13 protein-coding genes, 1 pseudogene and 1 riboswitch are annotated in these 18983 nt (G+C 66.6%); of the genes and pseudogenes, 6 read left to right on the top strand and 8 right to left on the bottom strand.

The annotated features are described in order from the left end of the window. Positions 1-44 precede the first annotated feature (44 nt). From Q4F91_RS08795 to Q4F91_RS08785, 3 genes are all read left to right on the top strand, one after another. On the top strand, positions 45-833 hold the full coding sequence (locus Q4F91_RS08795) for a hypothetical protein (protein ID WP_303336786.1): 789 nt from the start codon (positions 45-47) through the stop codon (positions 831-833). 115 nt (positions 834-948) lie between these two features. Continuing rightward, positions 949-1686, top strand: a complete 738-nt coding sequence (locus Q4F91_RS08790; protein WP_303336785.1) for a hypothetical protein — start codon at positions 949-951, stop codon at positions 1684-1686. Between the two features lie 3 nt (positions 1687-1689). Next, positions 1690-3453, top strand: coding sequence for a hypothetical protein (locus Q4F91_RS08785; protein WP_303336782.1), 1764 nt, complete (start codon positions 1690-1692; stop codon positions 3451-3453). Between the two features lie 10 nt (positions 3454-3463). Here the strand turns inward: Q4F91_RS08785 and Q4F91_RS08780 are convergent, their stop codons facing one another. From Q4F91_RS08780 to Q4F91_RS08745, 8 genes are all read right to left on the bottom strand, one after another. Further along, on the bottom strand, positions 3464-4429 hold the full coding sequence (locus Q4F91_RS08780) for a DNA-processing protein DprA (protein WP_303336780.1): 966 nt from the start codon (positions 4427-4429) through the stop codon (positions 3464-3466). Positions 4430-4466: 37 nt separating this feature from the next. After that, positions 4467-5570, bottom strand: coding sequence for an amidohydrolase (locus tag Q4F91_RS08775; protein ID WP_303336778.1), 1104 nt, complete (start codon positions 5568-5570; stop codon positions 4467-4469). 106 nt (positions 5571-5676) lie between these two features. Then, entirely contained in the window at positions 5677-6375 is a 699-nt protein-coding gene (dapD, locus tag Q4F91_RS08770; protein ID WP_303336776.1) for a 2,3,4,5-tetrahydropyridine-2,6-dicarboxylate N-acetyltransferase, read from the bottom strand. Positions 6376-6542: 167 nt separating this feature from the next. Then, positions 6543-7268 (bottom strand): 4-hydroxy-tetrahydrodipicolinate reductase, encoded by a 726-nt coding sequence (dapB, locus tag Q4F91_RS08765; RefSeq protein WP_303336775.1) that lies wholly within the window; start codon positions 7266-7268, stop codon positions 6543-6545. A gap of 123 nt (positions 7269-7391) precedes the next feature. Further along, positions 7392-8282, bottom strand: coding sequence for a 4-hydroxy-tetrahydrodipicolinate synthase (gene dapA / locus Q4F91_RS08760; protein ID WP_303336771.1), 891 nt, complete (start codon positions 8280-8282; stop codon positions 7392-7394). Positions 8283-8619: 337 nt separating this feature from the next. Continuing rightward, positions 8620-8800: riboswitch (Lysine riboswitch) on the bottom strand. 257 nt (positions 8801-9057) lie between these two features. Then, complete coding sequence (locus Q4F91_RS08755; RefSeq protein ID WP_303336769.1) at positions 9058-9843, bottom strand: basic amino acid ABC transporter substrate-binding protein; 786 nt, start codon at positions 9841-9843, stop codon at positions 9058-9060. A gap of 227 nt (positions 9844-10070) precedes the next feature. Further along, positions 10071-10667 (bottom strand): hypothetical protein, encoded by a 597-nt coding sequence (locus Q4F91_RS08750; protein WP_303336766.1) that lies wholly within the window; start codon positions 10665-10667, stop codon positions 10071-10073. A 16-nt stretch (positions 10668-10683) separates the two neighbouring features. Continuing rightward, on the bottom strand, positions 10684-11604 hold the full coding sequence (locus Q4F91_RS08745) for a LysR family transcriptional regulator (RefSeq protein ID WP_303336764.1): 921 nt from the start codon (positions 11602-11604) through the stop codon (positions 10684-10686). 169 nt (positions 11605-11773) lie between these two features. On the opposite strand from Q4F91_RS08745, the gene Q4F91_RS08740 reads away from it, so the two are divergent. From Q4F91_RS08740 to Q4F91_RS08730, 3 genes and pseudogenes are all read left to right on the top strand, one after another. Beyond that, positions 11774-12802, top strand: a complete 1029-nt coding sequence (locus tag Q4F91_RS08740; protein WP_303336762.1) for a low specificity L-threonine aldolase — start codon at positions 11774-11776, stop codon at positions 12800-12802. A gap of 225 nt (positions 12803-13027) precedes the next feature. After that, entirely contained in the window at positions 13028-16915 is a 3888-nt protein-coding gene (locus tag Q4F91_RS08735) for an autotransporter outer membrane beta-barrel domain-containing protein (RefSeq protein WP_303336760.1), read from the top strand. A gap of 356 nt (positions 16916-17271) precedes the next feature. After that, positions 17272-18983 (top strand): annotated as a pseudogene (locus Q4F91_RS08730) (hypothetical protein); the annotation flags it as partial.

The following is an 18983-nucleotide window of genomic DNA, read 5'->3' as shown; positions in this document are numbered from 1 at the left end:
ACCGGGTCTACTGACGGGAAGAACCTCTTTTTCGGAGAAATCAGATGATCGACGAGTATTTCTACATGGGTGACCCCGCCTTCGCCGAGGCCGACGCTCTCTGGGCGAAGGCCCGCGCGGAGCTCGTGGAGATCGTGCACGCCGTGGCCTTCGACGCCCGCGCCTGGAGCACGGAGAAGCCGTTCTTCGGCGTGTTCATCGACAAGCTCGACAAGATGCTCGGGCGCCTCGAGAAATATTCGGAGATCGTGGAGACGCTCAAAGGGATCGTGCCGGCCGGGTACCTGAATGCCGGTGCCGCCGGCACCCTTGAGGACGAGGACCGCAGGGCGATCGCGGAGATCGTTTGCGCCGCAGCCAGTGACGAGCGCGACTGGAAAATGACCAGGCCGGAGTTCGCGCAGCTCGTTCACGCGATAAATGTGTGGCTCGAGGAGGGCGTGGAATACCGGGAGATCGTCGCGGCGCTCCGCTGGATCGTGCCGCAGGAGATGCTCACGATTCCGGTGCGCGACGAGTACCGCGAGGCCGTGGCCGCGCTGCCGGGTCTCTGGCGCGCTGTCTCGAGGACCTTCTTCTTTGCTCACCCCGGTGAGAACGCGGAGCGCAGTCTCAAGGACTTCGAGGCCGCCGTCGAGGCGGCGCCGCTCCTGAGCCGGAAGTTCCTCTGCCGCCTCGTGGCCGCGCACGTCCAGCACTTGTACGACTGCTGTACCTATGACGAGGAGCCCGATGAGGTGCAGGCCGAGACCGGCGAAATGCTGAAGAGAATCCGTGAGATCCTCGCCCGTGACCCGGCGTGCCGGGAGGAGGCGACGGCGATCCGCGCGTAAGGAAGATCGCCGGCCTGAACCGGGGAAAGGTCTCTGCCCCGGCCAACTACAATGTGGGTTCATATCCCCCGACGACTGTCGCCGGGGACACCGTAAAGCTGCGCGCGGGGAGCCCATGTCCGAGAAGAAGCTCAATCAGAAAATCAAGGAACTCCGCGCCGAGGCGCAGAGCCTGAGGATGCAGCTCGAGGGGCTTGAGACCGCGAAGGACCGGCTCGAGCGCGAGAACGAGGAGCTCTTCACCGCGAACGTGCACCTCGACGAGCGCATCGAGGAGCTTGAGGACGCGAACAGCCACCTCGTCTGGCAGATCGACCGCGCCGCGCGCGACGACGGGGCCGCGGGGCCCGGCGCCGGGGCGGGGATCGCCGAGGATCTCAACCCCGCGCTCGTCATGCGGTTCTTCGGCGGACAGAAGACGCCCAACGTGACGATGTGCCTGAGGATCGTGAGGAGTCTGCTCCCGGACCGCATCGAGATCGCCGACTCCGCCTGGAGAAGCGCGAAGGAGCTCGACGCCGACTTCCAGAACCACCGGATCCTCCTCAATCTCCTTTCGCGCCTCGCGATTGACTATCTCGACCGCATCCGGAGCGGTCAGGACCCGCACGGCGTCTTCACGAGCGCCGAGTACGCGGCGCACGAGAGCGACACCACGATGAGCACGGCGAAGCTCCAGCAGCAGCGCATCTTCGTCTGGAAGGGCCGGTCCCGGCCGATGGAGAAACATCTCAAAATCGGTGTGGACAACAACTCCAAGCACATGCTGCGGCTCTACTTCGAGGTCCTGCCCGGGGAGAGCAGGATCCTCATCGGATACTGCGGCAGGCATCTCGGCATCTCGGGCGTGTGAGTGATGATCAACGAACAGAACATCCGCATCCGCACCGAGCTTGCGAGGAAGGCGCTTCTGGCCGAGTGCCGCGAGTTTCCGGCGCTCTACAGGATCCTCGTCGATGCCTATGACTTCCATGAACCGGGCTCGATGACGGGCACGCAGTTCACGATCGACTTCACCGGTGCGAGCACGAAGGAGAAGGAGTCCGAGTTCGTCCTCGAGCGCTCAGCCGGCACGGAGGAGAGCAACGAGTTCGGAATGCTGTACAGGCACCGGTTTCTGACGGCCTGGTGCTTCAACCCGGCCTCGGTCGGTATTGACGACGCGGTTCTGAAGATCCGGCCGGAATACTCGGGTGACGCGAAGGGGCTCACAAACCTCATCGGCTGTCCCTTCCTCTTCGCTTTCCCGAAGCCCCGGCGCTTTCTCGGAGCAGAGGCCGCGGAGGCCGTCCTGATCAGCGTCTGCCATACCGAGCACGACAACGTCTTTCTCAATGTCTGTCCGGTGGTCCGAGGCATGAAAGCAGCAATCACCACGTACTGCCTCACGCGAGAGGAAGTGGCGTCCGAGGAACAGCTTCCCGACGAGGATGCCCGGTTCGCCGCGAAGCTCGCGGCGCTCATGTCGTCTGACGAACCGCAGATCGTTGCCTGGCGGCGCAGTCACATCCGCCGCGCGGTTCAGATGAAGGAGCGCAGCGAGTGCTTCTCCGTCCCGCCGGACTTGAGACCCGTCGACTACCTCTTCGTCACTTCGGAAAGCATCGGCACGGGCGAGACGGGATTCCCGGGGATCGATCACGCCGTCGTTCACCGGATGCGGTTCGAGCCTAAGGAGCGGCTCGTCAGGATGAGCGATGCGGACTGGGCGGGGGCCGTCCGCGCGATTGAGTGGCTGCGGGAAGCTTTTCTCGTGAAGTCGTACCTCTACAACAGCCAGAGCCGGATGCGCATGAACTGCACGGACCTTCTCAGGGTTCTTGAGCGCGAAAGGGAGCGCCATCCCGCGGAGATCACGTTCCACACGCTCTGTCGAGTGCTCATTGCCTATGAACGGATTTCGCTGGTGGCGTCCGAGAAAGCAGTCAGTCTCACCGTGCCGCAGGACATACGCGGGAACAATCAGCGAATCCGGCAGATTGTCCGCGACGTGAACGGAGACTATGCCCAGGCGATCATCGGGACCAGGAATCTCCTGACCACCGACTTCTTCAACTACACCTACATCAGGACCTGGCACATCCGCAACAACTGGAACGCCATTCACCTGATGCGCCGCAATCTGGTCTTCCAGGGGCAGCTTGATGAATTTCTGGTTTCGGACGTGTTCTATGCCCTCTCCAAGCCTGTTCTCAACCTGCTCTCCGAGCAGAGGAGCACGGAGGCAGCGGCGCTCTACAGCCGGTTCTTCGAACTGATCGGCCTCGCCGGGGCCTGTGCTGACACGACGGGATCCATGGACGTTCGTCTCGCGTGGTCGATCTACCGGGTTCTGCGCGAGATACGCTCGCTCAATCTGCCTCAGGCGGAACGCCTCGTTGATACGCTCCTGCAGGCTTTCGGCGCTGCGATCACCGAGTGTCCCTCAAGGAGTGAGGAACACAATTTCCACATAGGGTGGTTCGGATGGGTTCTCAGAGAGATAAAAAAGGAGTCTGCCTGGCAGTCCACCAAGTTCACCATCCAGGCGGAGTTCGCCGTTACGAAGATGCTGCTGAAGGTCGAGGACAGAAAGCGCTACTACGGACACTTCTTCCATTCCTGGCGGGACTGGCTCTGAGGCCGGGACGTCAGAAGAGCGCGTCGTCCCGGCGCGGATCTGCGGCGATGACCTCTCGGAGCTCCTCGGGCGTTCGCGGTTCGGGCCAGGCATGGGCTCCCATCGCCTTCAGGCCCTCGAGGCCCGCGCTCCCGTGCAGGTCGCGCACCCAGACCGGCACACCGCTGGACCGTGCGAGTTCCTCCGAGGCGCCCGCCCAGGTGCCGCCTTGCCTGAGCGCGGCATCGGCGACGAGCGCCGCGCGGGTGCAGGCGTAGATCAAGCGGTTTCTCTGCATCGCCTGCCAGGCGCGGAAGGTGGAGAAGGGCTCGAACGGGGAGAGCAGCGCGAGCCGGCCCTCGCGCATGAGCGCGCGGTTCCCGCCCTCGTTCGCACGCCGGGCGAGGCTGTCGGGGAGGATGCCGAAGGCCGTTCCGCCCGCATCGAGCGCCCCTTGCATTGCGGCCGAGTCCACGCCCCGGGCTCCGCCCGAGACCACCGCGATCCCCGCCCGGGCGCAGAGGGCGCCCGTCTCACGGGCGAACCGGAGGGCGTCGTCGGAGGCGCGGCGGGGGCCAACTACGGCGAGCGAATCGGCGGGGAGCCGCGAAAGAAGCGATCGGTCGCCGGCGGTCCAGAGCACCGCGGGCGCGTCCTGCCCGAGCCGGCGCTTGATGACCGCCGGATAACCGGGATCCGCGCGGGTGACGGGGACAACGCCGGCGGCACCCCAGCGGCCGATGACGGAGCCGAGGGCCTTGTCGCGCATGAGAAGGTTGTCGAGCCGCTCGAAACCGACGACGGTTTCGCAGGCCTCCCATACGGTCGCCGAACCCGGGGAGAGGAGGTCGCCGGGACGGCGGCCGAGGTCTCGGAGAATGACCGCGATCCGCCGGTATTCCGACGGGGTGAGCGGGGGCGCCGCTGTCCCCTCCTTGACCGGAAGCGGCGCGGTGAGAAGCAGGATCACGCGCGCGTCAGCTGACAGTCCGGGCATCGGTGATCCTCTCGCGAAATGAATGAGCGCGTCCGTCTCAGGCGAGCGGCAGCAGCTTCTTGTAGATCTCCACGCCCGCCTCGAGCACCGACTCGTCGAAGTTGAAGCGGTCTGAGTGAAGCGGAATGCCCGTGCCGGTGCCGAGCAGCATGAAGAGACCTGGCAAAGCCTTCTGGTAGAAGGCAAAGTCCTCGGCGATGAGAAGGGGCTTCTCGAGCGTGCCGAGTCCCGGCACCTTCTCGAGCGCATCAGCGAAGAGCGCCTCGTCATTGATGACGGGCGGGTAGCCCTCGGACCGGGTGAGGGTGATCTTCACCCCGAGGTTCTTTGTGATCTCGTCGGCGATGTCGTGCAGCCACCCCCAGGCCTTCTCGAAGGCCGTGTCGCTGAAGACGCGCAGCGATCCCTCGAGGTGCCCGCGCGCGGCGATGGCGTTCCTCACGGTGCCCGTCTCGAGCCGCCCGAACTTCAAGGTGCACCAGGGACCTTCCTCGGCGCGGAGCTGACCGAGCATCCTGTCGGCGGCGGTGACGAAGCGCGCCGCGGCCAAGAGCGCGTCCGCGCCGTCCTCGGACTTCGCGATGTGGGTGCTCTTCCCCTCGAAGTCGGCGGTGATCTCGTTCGAGCGCGCGAGAAGCGGACCCGGGCGCGAGGAAACCGTGCCCTTCGGGAGATCGGGCCAGAGGTGGAAGCCGTAGATCGCCTTGACGTTCTTCTCCGTGAAGACGCCGGACTTGACGATGAGCTGCGCGCCGCCGGTGGTCTCCTCGGCGGGCTGGAAGACGATGAGGACGTTCTTCGTCAGCCGCTCCCTGACCTCCGCCACCGCATGCGCGAGCTCGAGCGCCATCGCCATGTGCCCGTCGTGGCCGCAGGCGTGCATCTTCCCCGGATGGGTGCTGACGAAGTCCACCTCGTTCATCTCGCGGATCGGGAGCGCGTCCATGTCGGAGCGGAAGGCGACCGACTCGGCCTTTCCCGCGTCGAACCACGCGCAGACGCCGTGGCCGTCGGGCGAGAAGACCTCGCAGGGAAGGGTCGAGAGCACGTTCGTGAGGTAGGCCGTGGTCTCGGGGAGGTCGAAGTCAAGCTCGGGGATGCGGTGAAGGTCGCGGCGGAAGCGGGCGGGACGCGAAAGCATGGCGGAATTCCGGGGAGGGAAAAGTGTATGAAGCCCGGCGCGGGGGAGAAACCCCGGCCGGGCGAGAGTTCCTTTCAGAGAACCTCACAGAGGTTCATCGGAGGAATCAGAGCTTGCGGAGCGACTGCTCGAGCGCGGTCTTCTGGTCCGTGCCCGCGTCGCGGTGCTCCTTGATGATGCGCGCGGGAACGCCCGCGACGACGGCGCCCGCGGGGACGTCCTCGATCACGACGGCGCCGGCGGCGACGATCGCGCCCTCGCCGACGTGCACGCCCTCGATCACGACGGCGTTGGCGCCGACGAAGCAGTTGTCCTCGATGATGACGGGCTTGGCGCTGGCGGGCTCAACGACGCCGGCGAGAACGGTGCCCGCGCCGATGTGGCAGTGCTTGCCGACCGTGGCGCGGCCGCCCATGACGACGCCCATGTCGATCATGGTGCCCTCGCCGATGACGGCGCCGATGTTGATGATGGCGCCCATCATGATGACCGCGCCGTCGCCGATCGAGACCTGGTCACGGATGACGGCGCCCGGCTCGATGCGGGCGTTGATGTTCTTGAGGTCGAGGAGCGGAATGGCGCTGTTGCGGCAGTCGTTCTCGATCACCATGTCGTCGATGTTCGCCTTGTTGGCCTCGAGGATCGGCCCGAGCTTCTTCCAGTCGCCGAAGACGATCTTGTCGCCGGCGCCGAAGACCTGCGCGTCGCCGTAGTCGATCGGGGCCTTCTCGCGGATCGTGATCTTCACGGGCGTCTTCTTCTCGGCCGAGGCGATGTACTGGATGATTTCCTGAGCGTTCATCATTTGGGGGGAAGTCCTTTAAGAAAAAAATTCGGTGGTCTGCAAGTGCGCTTCTTCCCGGATCCGGGGACCGGCAGGAGACGCGCGGGGCGCGCCGGCTCCCTGAGCCCTGCGCGCCCTTCATCGGGTTAACACTTAATTTTGCCCGATCGTGCCGCCTTCATGGGGCCTCAGGCCTCGGGAAAAAGCAGCGTGTCGAGCGTGTAGATGCCCTTCGCGCGCGGGGCGAGGAGCTGTGCGGCGCGCAGAGCGCCGAGCGCAAAGATCCTGCGCGACTCGGCGCGGTGGGTGAGCGACACCTCCTCGTCCTCGCCGAAGAAGGAGACGGTGTGCACGCCCGCGACGGTGCCGCCGCGCAGCGCATGGACGCCGATCTCGGAGCCTTCGCCCGCAGTGCGCTTCATCATGCCTTCGCGGCCGTTGACGACCTTGCGCTTTCCTTCCGGATCGATCGCGGCCACGAGGAGCTTCGCGGTGCCGCTCGGGGCGTCGGCCTTCATGCGGTGGTGCGTCTCGGTGATCTCGATGTCGAAGTCGCCTCCAAGCTGCTTCGCGGCGATGGCGGCGAGGCGCTTCAGGACGGCGACGCCCACGGAGTAATTGGCGCTCTGGATCACGGGGGCGACGTCGCCCAGGGCCTGGATGCGGGCGAGCTGGTCTGCCGTGTAGCCGGTGGTGCCGGAGACGAGCGCGGCGCCCGTGCGGCGGATGTAGGCCTCGACGGCGTCGAGCGACGCCGGGGCGGAGAAGTCGATGACGGCATCGACGGGGCCGAGCTGGGCAAGCTCGTCAATGTTGTTGGCGTCGTAGGCGCCCGCCACCTCAACGCCGCGGGCGGCGGCGCACTCACTGATCATGCGACCCATGCGGCCCGTGCCGACGAGAGCGATCTTCATGTTCTTCAACTTTCCTTTTCTGGGTTCTGTTCGGTGCGGTCCGCCCCGGGAGGCTCCGGAACCCTGCTGGAGCGGAGAGTCCCGGGCGCCCTGGGGCGGCGTCTGACTGCTTTGTCAGTCAGATCACTTGATGAAGCCGGCGTCCTTCAACGACGCGCGGAGCACCTCGCGGTGCGCCTCGGTCATCGGGTAGAGGGGCAGACGGTAGCCGCCCACTTCCATGCCCATGAGGTTCATGGCTTCCTTCACGGGGATCGGGTTCACCTCAATGAAGAGGTCGTTCGTGACGCGCAGCAGATCGAGCTGGGCGCGGCGGGCGTCCTCGATCCTGCCCTCGAGGAAGTCCATCACCATGTTGTGGGTCTGGAGCGGCGCGACGTTGGCGAGCACCGAGATCACGCCCGAGGCGCCGAGCGAGAGGAGCGGCACGATCATGTCGTCGTTGCCCGAGTACATGACGAAGTCTTCCGACAGGTAGCGGGCGATCTTGGCGGCGTAGCTGATGTTGCCGCTCGCCTCCTTGATGCCGATGATGTTCGGGTGCTTCGCGAGACGGGCGACGTTCGCTTCCGAAATGGAGCAGCCCGTGCGGCCCGGCACGTTGTAGAGGATGCAGGGGATGTTCACCGCGTCGGCGACCGTGACGAAGTGCTGGTAGATGCCTTCCTCGTTCGACTTGTTGTAGTACGGCGTGATGATGAGCAGGCCGTCGGCGCCGAGGCGCTCGAAGGAGAGGGACTTCTCGAGCATCGTCTGGGTGTCGTTCGAGCCCGAGCCGCAGATCACGGGGATGCGGCCGGCGACGCGCTTCACGGTGAACTCGCACACCGCGTTGTCCTCCTCGTGGGTCATCGTGGAGGACTCGCCCGTGGTGCCGAGGATGACGAGGGCGTCGGTCTTGTTGGCGAGGTGGAAGTCGATCAGTTCGCCGAGCTTCTCGAAGTTCACGGAGCCGTCGGGATGGAACGGTGTGACGAGGGCGACGAGCGAGCCGCGGATGACGGGATGGGACATGACAAGGTGCTCCAGATGAAGGGTGCCGCCGGCGGTCATGGATGGCCAGCGGGACGGGTGAATGAATTCTGCGGCGGTCGGACGGAGAGGGCGGCCTGCGGTTCACCGCGGCGCCGTGCCTGATTTCTTCACTGGGGTCCTCTTCGGAGGGGCGGGGAGGCGTTGCGCTTCCCTTCTCGGGCCTTCCCGAAGGGCGGCTGCCGCGGCCTCCCGGGCCTCGGTGCCGTTTCCTTCCTCCTCCCCCTGGGTGCGGGAGGCGGTGCCCGCTCATGGGCACCCGGACGGCCGGAAAGATAGCGCAACTGCTTACTAGCGCCTGAGCCCCCGGTGAGGTGCCTCGGAAAGGAGCAGTCACGGGCTTCATGCGGCTTCGAGCAGACAGTTCCGCAGGTATCCCCTGCGTTCCCACCCGCGGGGCCGTGCCGGACGCCCTCGGGTTCGGCGGAATTGCCTCCCCCGCTGGATCACTGCCTGCCGGCTCCCCAGGGGTTCCTCGCTTCCGCGCCTCTATCGTTTCGCGTGACATAAACCTTATCAGAAGCAGGGCGCGCGGTCGAGACGGGGCAAATACTTGGAAATGCCTATTTCATGCGATCCGACGCAATCCGGGGCGGCATGAGAGGCAGGGCGGCGCGCCGTGTCAGGGAAAACCTTACCTCCGGCGGGATGGGGCGGAGTTCCCGCAGAGAACATAAGGGCGCTCCGGCGTCTGGGCCGGAACGCCCTTGGATCGACTTCCCCCGGAGGGGAAGGGCGGATTCCCGATCGGTTCAGATCAGTCCTTGAGGAGCGCGGCGGGCGGCTCCTTGCCGAACCACTTCTGATAGATCTTCGAGAACTCGCCGGACTGCTTGATCTTGGCGAGGCCCGAGTTCATGGCCTTCACGACCTCGGGGTTGCCCTTCCTGATAGCGATGCCGAGATCCTCGGCCGTGAGGGCGATCGGGAGCGACACGCAGTGATCACGGCCCGCGTCGTTGGCGTAGTAGTCGTTCGTCGGGATGTCGTTCACGACGGCGTCGACGCCGCCGTTCTTCAGCTCAAGGAAGCATTCATTGAGCTGATTGAAGACGCGGATCTTCACGTTCTTCATGCCGCGCACGGCCTCCTCGCCCGTGGAGCCGATCGTGACGGCGATGCGCTTGCCTTCGAGGTCCTCGGGGGTGCGGATCGAGGTGTTGCCCTTCTCCACGACGACGCCGAGGCCCGCGATGTAGTAGCGGTTCGAGAAGTCGACGCTCTTCGCGCGCTCCTCGGTGATCGTGATGTCGTTGATCGCGACGTCGATGTTGCCGGCCTTCAGCGCCGGGATCAGGCCGTCGAACGGGAGGTTGAGGATGCGCACGTCAAAGCCCTCGGCGGCGCCGATCGCGCGGATGATGTCCACGTCATAGCCCACGAACGCGCCCGTCTCGGTCTCGCGCACGCCGAAGGGCGGGTACGCGGCGTCCATGCCGACGTTGAGGACGCGCTTCTTCGGCGCGGCGACGGCGACGGAGAAGGGAACGGAGATCGCCGTGGCGCCGGCGACGAGGAGCGAGAGGAACTGGCGTTTCTGCATATGGCTTCTTTCGGAGTTGGTTTCCGCGCGGTGCCTCAGTGAGTGAGGGAAGGCGGGAGCGGCCGGTCATGCCGCGGCCGCGGGGAGGCTGCGCGCGAGGTGGTTTCTGAGTCAAGTCTTTGAATTTTAATGCTTCGGGTCTTTGCGCGACAGCGGCTCGGGAACAGGGAAAACGAGGTATTGCGACGGGGCTCAAAGGATCAGCGAGCCGCCGTCGTGATGGCTTTTCAGTCTCCAGCCAGTACGTCAAGCGCCCGCTGCAGCCCCCCGGCCTCGGTCGCGGCGAGGAAGACGCCGTCGCGGACGTGCTCCGCGCGGACGATGCGGTGAATGAAGGCGAGTGCCCCGAGGGCGCCGAGCTTCTCGATCATCCCAGGCTGCGGGCGCTCGGGGAAGTCGGGCGGCAGAACCTCCTGAAATTCAGCGGGGAGCGCCCGGCAGAGGTTCTCCACGTCCTCCCAGAAGGCGACCACGGGGCGGGCGTAGGCGACGTAGTAGATGCGGTTGTCCGAGGCGCTCTGCCAGGCACCGGCCTTTTCCTTCGCGAGGAATTCGCGCATCGCGAGGATCCGCCCGAAGACGGTGGTCGACCGGGCGAGCGCGAAGGCGGTGTCGAGTGCGTTGGGGAGGTCTTTGCCCGCCGGGGCGGCGCTCGTGGTTTCCCTCGCGGCCGGGCAGGTGCCGAGGGCCTCAAGCGCCTCCTGGAAGGCCGACTCCGGGTCGATCCCGTGCAGCCGGGCGATCCTGACGGCGTCGCGGAAGAGGTCGCGCACGACCGCGCCGGGGCTGTCGAAGCGTTCGGAGCTTTCAATGACGTTGCTCATGATGAGTCTCTTCAATTCAGGCGGGGCGGCGCGCCTCGGGGAGGAGCGCCTCGGCGAAAGGCCCGTCCGCGAACCCCTCGGCCATCGTGCGGGCCATCGTGACCAGCCGCATCAGCGCGGGCGACGCGGTGTCGAGCGACGGCAGCGCGAGGCCGAGCGTCACGCGCTCGGGAACGCGGAAGCGCTTCTGGACGACATTGCCCTTGAGGCTCACGCTCTGGAGTCGGTTGTTCACCGAGACGCCGAGGCCGGCGTTCACCATCGCCCAGGCCGAGTACGGGTCGTTGGTCGTGAGGTGAATGCGCGGGCGCGTGCGGTGGCGCAAGAAGAAGTCGTCGATGTCGGAGTTGCTGTGCATCCGCGGGTAGATGAAGGGCTCGGCGGCGATCTCCTCGGGCGTCACGGATTCGGCCGCGGCGAGCCGGTGCCCGGGCGGGAGCCACGCGACGAACTCCGTTTCCATGAGCTCGAAGAAGTCCCCGTCGTAGGAGTGGCGCGAGAGGAAGGCGCAGTCGAGCGTGCCCTCGCGCAGGCCCTTGACGAGCTCCTCGTCCGCGGCCTCGAAGGTCGAGAGCTCGATCGCGGGGTAGCGGTCGGAGAAGTCCTTCAAAAGCGGCGGGAGCCACGAGGTCGAGATCGAGAAGTAGGAGCCGATAGCGAGCGAACCGGTGAGGAGCCCCTTCACGGCATTGATCTCCTCGGCGACGCGCTTCTCGGCGGCGAGGAGTTCTCTGAGGCGCGCGATCACAGGCTCGGCGCCCTTCGCGGGCACGACGCCGCGACGGCCGCGCAGCAGGAGCGTCGTTTTGAGCTCCTCCTCGAGCGAGGAGATCTGGCGGTTCAGGCCCGACTGCGTCATGCCGAGCTTCTCGGCAGCGAGCGAGAAGCTTCCCGCCTCGATCGCGGTGAGCAGGTAGGCGACTTTCTCAAGGTTCATCGTGGAATTCCATCTCGGGCAGGCCGCACGCCTGGGCGCGTGACTTTCAGTTGTGTGAGCTTCGCTCACAACAGGATTGCGAGCAATGCATTTTACGCACGCGGAGCCGCGGGAATAAACTCCCCCGCACTGACTTTTACTTCCCTTCACCCGGAGACCACTTTCCGCCATGCTCAACTTTGCCTGTGACTACCTTGATGCCGCGCACCCGAAGGTGCTCGAGGCCCTCGTGCGCGAGAACTTCGTGAAGACCGGCTGCTACGGCGAGGACGATGTCTTCAGCGACGCCGCCCGCGCAAAGATCCGCGAGGCCGCCGCCGCGCCCGAGGCCGAGGTGTGGTTCCTCGCGGGCGGCACGCAGACCAACATGGTCGTCATCAGCACGATGCTCGAGAACTGGCAGGGCGTCTTCGCCGCGAAGACCGGCCACGTCGCCGTTCACGAGGCGGGCGCGATCGAGGCGTCGGGCCACAAGGTGCTCGAGCTCCCCTCGGTCAACGGCAAGATCGTCCCGGCGGACCTCGAGGCCGCGTTCCGCTCCTGGGAGGGCGACGGCAACCGCTGGCACATGGTGCAGCCGGGCCTCGTCTACGTCACGCAGTCGACCGAGTGCGGCACGCTCTACTCGCTCGCCGAGCTCGAGGCGATCTCCGAGATCACGCACCGCCACGGCGCGAGGCTTTTCCTCGACGGCGCGCGCCTCTTCTACGGGCTCGCCGCCGCGGGGAATGACGTGTCGCTCGCCGACATCGCGCGCTTGACCGACGCCTTCTACATCGGCGGCACGAAGTGCGGCCTGCTCTTCGGCGAGGCCGTGGTGTTCCCGAAGGCGGGCACGGTGCCGCACTTCTTCACGCAGATGAAGCAGAAGGGGGCGCTGCTCGCCAAGGGCAAGGTGCTCGGCATCCAGTTCGACACGCTCATGGCCGATGGCCTCGGTCTCACGATCGCGGCCCACGCCGACCGCGAGGCGGACCGCATCCGCGCGGCGCTGCGCGGGAAGGGCTACACGACGCTCTACGACAACCCCACGAACCAGATCTTCGTGCAGTTCACGAACGAGGAGGCCGAGCGCCTCGGCCGCGAGGTCGTGATGAGCTTCTGGGAGCGCACCGACGCGGACCACGTCGTTCTGCGCATCGCCACCTCCTGGGCGACGGACCCGAAGGACACGGACGAGCTGATCGCGCTGCTCTGATTCCGAAGGCGTCACGCTCTGCTTCGCAGATTTCAGGCCGGTTTCCCGGGAAGGGAGCCGGCCTTAACCGTCCTCAGGGGCCGCGCCTGACCGGGCTCCCGTGCCCGGGTGCGCAATAATGCCGGGATCGACGGCGCTCTCACGCGGCACCTCGCCGGGATTCCCCGTCCCGGGGCGGACCGCCCGCCGCACCTTTTTCCTCCCTCTCACTCAAGGTCCTCCCTCATGACCGACCCCAGAACAAAGTTTCTCCCCGCTCCCCTTGCCGCGGCGCTCGCCGCCGCGCTCGCGGCGGCACCCGCGGCGGACGCCGCCACCACGATGACGCTCGCCGGCGTCGACGGCTCGCCCTGGGCGACGCTCACGATCCTCGAGGACGCCTCCGAGCTCTATTCGCAGGAGGCGGGGTTCGGCACGAACCTCCGGGCGGTCAACTCGAGTGACCTCGAGGCGCTCGGCAGAGCCGTCGTCTTCATGAGCGACGTGCTCGGCGGCCCCGTGAATCTGCCGGAGATCCGCCTCATCACGCTCTCGACCCCTGAAAACAGCGCTTCGGCCACGTCCAGCATCGCGACCGAGGACGGGCGGACGCTCCTCGCGGCCTGCATCCAGGGCACGGGGCCCTGTCTCACGTCCGAGACGATGACGACCAACGTCTGGATCAAAGTCATCAGCTGGCCGGTCGCCGACACCGGAGACACCGGAACCTTCGCGGCGACCTCGGGCAATCTCACCGCGGCGCTCACTCACGAGCTCGTCCATGCGTTCGGCGTGCTCGCGGACGTCGTTGACCCGAGCCCGTTCGATGACGCGGAATTCGTGAGCCGCTTCAACGCTTACACGGTTTCCCTCGATCTGATCGATCATGCGGATCTCACGGCCTGGGTGCGGCAGCTCGTTGACTACCACGGCACCTCCCTCGGCGGGGAGGGTGTCCGTCAGATCCGGCTCGTCACGACCGCGGACGTCAGCGCCGAGGCCGCGGGAACCCTGACGACGCCGCTTGACCACGACTCCACCTTCTGCGTGATCGGCGGCGCCACCACGTCGACGATGTACGGCCTTGTCTCGGGCGTGAAGTTCGCCGGGGACAACGTGAAGGACGTGATCGGCGAAGACACGGTGATCTACCTGCCCGACGCGAAGATCCTCGACGAGAGCACGGCGAGCGGGCTCGCCGAAGCCTCGAGCCTCAATTCCGTCACGGGCGGCATCCCGGTGCTCGGCTACGAGGCGAGCCGGGCGTCGGACGGCACGATCGTGCTCCTGCCCGAGCTGTCGCATATCGAGCTGCAGAACTCGCTCATGTCGCACCAGTCATACATGAACTGGAACGCCTATATGGAGGCCGAGCTCGCGGCGCTGCAGGACCTCGGCTACACGATCGACCGCAAGCGCTTCTTCGGCACCTCGATCTACTCGAGCGGCAACGTCGGTGATGCGGCGATCACGATCACGCAGGGCTTCTGGGCCCGCGAGGCCGGCGAATGGCTCACGGGCATCGCGAGCACGCAGGCGGGCGCCGTCGGCGTCCATCTCTACGGCTCGCTCAACGACGTTCGAATCGCCGCCGACCAGCTCGCCGACGGCAGCAACGCCTTCGGCGTGCGCGTGGACGGCCAGAAGAATTCGATCACGGTCGCCTCGGGCGTCACGGTCTCCGCCAACGGCACCGACGGCTTCGGCGTCGGCTTCACCTACGGCCGCGGGCACGGCCTCACGGTCGAATCGGGCGCAACCGTCGAGGCGACGGGAGCGGGCGGCAAGGCCCTTGCCTTCGACTTCGGGCACAACCTGCTCACCGACAACGCGCGATACCGCGGCTCCTGGATCGTGGCGGGGGTCGGGCAGGTCCGGATGCCCGACGGCACGCTCTGCCAGTCCTGCTGGAATAACATCGCCCGCACCGGGTCGCTCGACGCCGTGCAGGGGGCGCTCGTCGACACCGTCAGCATCTCGGGCACCGTCTCCGCGCCCTCGGGCTCGGCGATATACATCTCGGGGAATGCGCTCGTCTCGACGATCAACGTGCTCACGGGCGCCGTGATCGAGGGCGACATCGTCTCGGAGTGGAACGCCCGGACGACGGCCGCGTTCTATGCCGACCAGGACGAGAGCGGAAACCGTCTCAATGAGGGGAAGTACTACCTCGAGGCGGAGGTTGAGCTCGAGACCGCCCAATCGTACGGCGGAACGATCCGCGCCCAGGTCCTGCTTGCCTCGGGGGCGGCCGAGGGCGATGCGTCGGCGCTGACGGCGGCCGCGCAGAGCGGGGCGGTGCCGGACCTCACGACCAACCTCGTCTTCGGAGACTCGGCGGACTTTGACTTCAGCTACACCGGCACGATCTCGGGCGCGCAGGGCCTGAGGCTCACCTTCGCCGCGGGCACCTCCTCGATCACGGGCGACGTCTCCGTGCTCTCGGCCACGATCAGCCCGGGCGCGACCCTCATGGGCGAGGGCGCGTGGACGATGACGGCGATGGCTGATGACGTTGACACCACGTCGGCCTCCTCCTTCGACACGGCCTACGCGCGCGCCGCGGACAACTCGAGCCTGCAGGGGTACCTCGCAAACTACGGCACCTTATACGCCACGGGTGCGACGGGGCACATCACGCTCGAAGGAGACCTGATCCTCGGCGACGGGTCGGCGATCGTCCTCGGCGTGACAAGCTCTGGCGAGGTGACCCCGCTCAAGGTGACGGGGGCGGTCTCCCCCGGCACGGCGTCCTCGTCCTCGGATTCGGACGAGGCCTCGGCCGTGTCGGATGAAGCCTCCTTCGCAAACAGCACAGTCCGCTTCATCCCGGAGGAGAGCTACTTCCGCACGGGCGACACGATCGACGCGACCGCGGTCTCGGGCACCGCGATCGTCACCGGCTCGGGCGGGACCGTCAGCACGGAGGCCTTCACGCAGGGCGGCGTCGTCCAGGACACTGACCTTCTAAACACGCTCTCCCTCACGCTCGGGTTCACGACCCCCGACGCGAACACGATCGAGGTCACCCGCTACGCGAACGCCTACTCGAACCTGCTTGGAAGCGACGCCTCGGCCGAGGAACGCGCGATCGCGAAGCTTCTGGACAACGGCGCCGAGAGCGCGACGGGCAACGCGCAGACGCTCATCGCTTCGATCGACTTCACGACCGACCGCTCGGTCGCCGCGGCGGCGATCGCGGACCTGAGAGCCGATGCGCATCTCTCCGCCATCCGCTCGGGCTTCGCGGTCGAGCGCCTCGTTGACCGCTCGCTCGCCCGCCGCCCGGCCGACGAGGCGGTATCGGGCCGCCACGTCTGGCTGCAGCCCTTCGGCGGACGTCTTGCCGACAACACTTCGGGCGCGCACTCGCGCACGAAGGCCGCCGGCGTCGCGGGCGGCGTGACTGTCACTTCAGCCGATCAGGAAATCGGCTGGCAGATGGCTGCCGCGTACTTCTCCGAATCGAACAACCTCCACGCGAAGACCCGCGGCGAGGGCTTCTGGCTCGGTGCCTCGGCCGCGAACGCCATTGATGCCGAAGGCACTTGGTGGTTCGACCTCTCGGGCCGCATCGGCCTCGCCAACGTGAAGACCGAGCGCGTGCAGACCGTGATCGGATCCTCCCAGGAGGTGAAGGGCACGCGCTGGAGCGCGACCCTGGGCGCGAAGGTCGGTCCGAGGCTTGAGGTCGCGGACGCGGTCTCGGTGAGGCCGACCGTGGGCCTCACGGGCACGGTGCTCCGCACGCCCTCGAAGACCGAGGGCAGCCTCGGCGGCCTCGAACTCAAGGACGCCTGGTACCGCTCTGTGAGGGCCTCGGTCGGCGTCACGGCCGCGACTGCGCCGATCGCCTCCGCGGTCACGGGCTTCACCTGGAAGTGGACGGGACAGGCGGGCTACGAGCGCGAGCTCATGCAGGACGCGGGCGGCTTCAAGGCGGGGCTCGCCGGCATGCCGGGGAGCTTCACCCAGCGCGTCGACTGGAACGACCGCAACCGCTGGCTCATCGGCGGCGGGCTCGAGCTCGCGAATGAAAAGGGCTTCACGGCTACCGTGCGGCTCGAGGGCGAACTCACCCACGGCGACGGCGCGGCGGTCACGGGCGGCGCGGAGCTCCGCTGGCAGTTCTGAGGCTTTTGCCGCTCATCATCGCTAAGATGAGACAGGGTCGGCTTCCGGGCAGGAAGGCCGGCCCTCGTCGTCTTCCGGGGATCGGCGGCCGCTGCCGCCGAGGGCGGCCCAGGCCGGTCCGTCGGACTTCGTGTCGCGTGAGCCACGCGAGACCCCGCTTTCGCCGGAGCGGCGGACGATCCTTTTCAACTGCCTGTAAACAGTCGCCCGGACTTGATCGGGCCCGTGCGGGAGGGCGGAAGCGGAAACTGCCGCCTGATTCCCGCCCCGGGAATGGTGCCAAAATAACCTGTTTTGAAAAGACTGCACACCGGCAGGTCAGCAGCCGTCCGTCCGTTTTTCTGGAGAAAACAAACATGCGCCCGGGATACTCCCTCAGCCCGCTCGTTCTTGCTCTTTCACTTGCTCTCGCCCCCGCGGCCCAGGCCTCCACAACGATGGAGGTCACGGGCGCGGACGGATCGGTCTGGGCGACGCTCAGCATCGGTGACGCGAGCGACAACGCCGGCCTCGCGGCCGACGAGGCGATGCGCTCGATCACCTCGGCCGAGCTCCAGGCCGTCAAGGACTCGATCTACTACTGGAGCGACGTGCTCGGGGCCGGGGCGACGGTGCCCGTGATCGAAATCTCTCCGCTCGTCACGGTCGCTGACAACGCTTCCGCGGGCTCGGACCTCGTGGGCTCCTCGGGCGAGACTCTCCTGCAGGCCGCGCTCCTCGGGCACGACACCTCAAGGCAGGAAGGCGCCGACCGCGAACCTACGACCGGAATCGAGCTCTACGCCGCGGCGAGCATCGAGCGCGAGGCGCTCACGCTCAATCCCCTTTCCCGCAACGGCATGAGCTTCCACCTCACCTCCATCATCGTCCACGAGGTCATGCACGCGCTCGGCATGGTGGCCGACGTTTCCAAGGAGACCGGCACGCTCTCCGACGAGGGCAGCAGTCTCTTCGCGAGCCATCTCGTGGATGTCTACGGCACGTCCGCGAGCCAGGGCGTGACCTTCCAGACGGTCACGGAAGACGAACTCAAAAATCTCGACGGCATCGAACACGGAACGAAATCGCGCGACGAGTCGGTCTTCTACGTGCTCTCCGACGACAAACACGGCAGCGAGGCGAGCGGCGTGAAGTTCGCGGGCACCAACGTGACCGAGGTGATCGGCGCGACCACGGCCATCTACTACGCCGACACGGACTTCCTTGTTCAGAATGAAGAGACCGGCACCTGGTCGGTGGTTGATCCGACGATCGCCAACTCGGTGATCGGCGGCATCCCGGTGAACGGCAACGAGGGCGGCAGCGTGGGGTTAGAACTCTCTCACCTCGAGCTCCAGAACTCTCTGATGAGTCACCAAAGCTGGCGAAACTGGGCTCTGCCTATGGAGGCCGAGCTCGCCGTGCTCCAGGATCTCGGCTACACGATCGACCGCAAGCGCTACTTCGGCACCTCGATCTACTCGAGCGGCAGCTACAACGACGCGGCGATCACGATCTCGCAGGCCTTCTGGGCCCGCGAGGCGGGCGAGTGGGTCACCGGTGTCGCGAGCACGCAGACGGGTGCCGTGGGCGTTCATGTCTACGGCTCGCTCAACGAGGTCACCATCGCCGCCGACCAGCTCGCCGACGGCGCGGAGAGCTTCGGCGTGCGCGTCGACGGCCAGATGAACGACATCACCCTTGACTCGGGGTACACGGTCTCCGCCAACGGCACGAACGGCACCGGCATCGCCTTCACCTACGGCAACAGCCACACGCTCACCCTCGAGGCGGGCTCGACCGTCTCGGCCGCGGGCGAGGGCGGCAAGGCGCTCGTCTTCGACTTCGGCAGCAACCTGCTCGGCAACTCCGACGCGTATCGCGGCTCCTACATCAATGCCTCGGTGTCGAGCGGCTACTGGACAAACACCGCCCGTCTCGGGACGCTCAGCGCGATTGACGGCGCGCTCGTCGAGACGGTGAACATCTCAGGCGCCGTCTCCGCGCCCTCGGGAACGGCGATCTACATCTCGGAGAACGCGCTCGTCTCGACCATCAACGTGAAGTCGGGCGCCACGATCTCCGGGGA

Origin of the sequence: Sutterella sp. (assembly GCF_030539355.1) — a bacterium.
Lineage (GTDB): Bacteria > Pseudomonadota > Gammaproteobacteria > Burkholderiales > Burkholderiaceae_F > Sutterella.
The sequence above is the reverse complement of the archived record's forward strand: the minus strand, read 5'-3'. Positions and strand labels throughout refer to the sequence as shown.

Bases quoted from the DNA above. Each gene is read 5' to 3' on its own strand.
- Q4F91_RS08745 (WP_303336764.1), bottom strand. From the start codon at position 11,604: ATGAACCTTGAGAAAGTCGCCTACCTGCTCACCGCGATCGAGGCGGGA.
- Q4F91_RS08740 (WP_303336762.1), top strand. From the start codon at position 11,774: ATGCTCAACTTTGCCTGTGACTACCTTGATGCCGCGCACCCGAAGGTG.
- Q4F91_RS08790 (WP_303336785.1), top strand. From the start codon at position 949: ATGTCCGAGAAGAAGCTCAATCAGAAAATCAAGGAACTCCGCGCCGAG.
- dapB (WP_303336775.1), bottom strand. From the start codon at position 7,268: ATGAAGATCGCTCTCGTCGGCACGGGCCGCATGGGTCGCATGATCAGT.
- Q4F91_RS08775 (WP_303336778.1), bottom strand. From the start codon at position 5,570: ATGCTTTCGCGTCCCGCCCGCTTCCGCCGCGACCTTCACCGCATCCCC.
- Q4F91_RS08750 (WP_303336766.1), bottom strand. From the start codon at position 10,667: ATGAGCAACGTCATTGAAAGCTCCGAACGCTTCGACAGCCCCGGCGCG.
- Q4F91_RS08785 (WP_303336782.1), top strand. From the start codon at position 1,690: ATGATCAACGAACAGAACATCCGCATCCGCACCGAGCTTGCGAGGAAG.
- Q4F91_RS08735 (WP_303336760.1), top strand. From the start codon at position 13,028: ATGACCGACCCCAGAACAAAGTTTCTCCCCGCTCCCCTTGCCGCGGCG.
- dapA (WP_303336771.1), bottom strand. From the start codon at position 8,282: ATGTCCCATCCCGTCATCCGCGGCTCGCTCGTCGCCCTCGTCACACCG.
- Q4F91_RS08755 (WP_303336769.1), bottom strand. From the start codon at position 9,843: ATGCAGAAACGCCAGTTCCTCTCGCTCCTCGTCGCCGGCGCCACGGCG.
- dapD (WP_303336776.1), bottom strand. From the start codon at position 6,375: ATGATGAACGCTCAGGAAATCATCCAGTACATCGCCTCGGCCGAGAAG.
- Q4F91_RS08795 (WP_303336786.1), top strand. From the start codon at position 45: ATGATCGACGAGTATTTCTACATGGGTGACCCCGCCTTCGCCGAGGCC.
- Q4F91_RS08780 (WP_303336780.1), bottom strand. From the start codon at position 4,429: ATGCCCGGACTGTCAGCTGACGCGCGCGTGATCCTGCTTCTCACCGCG.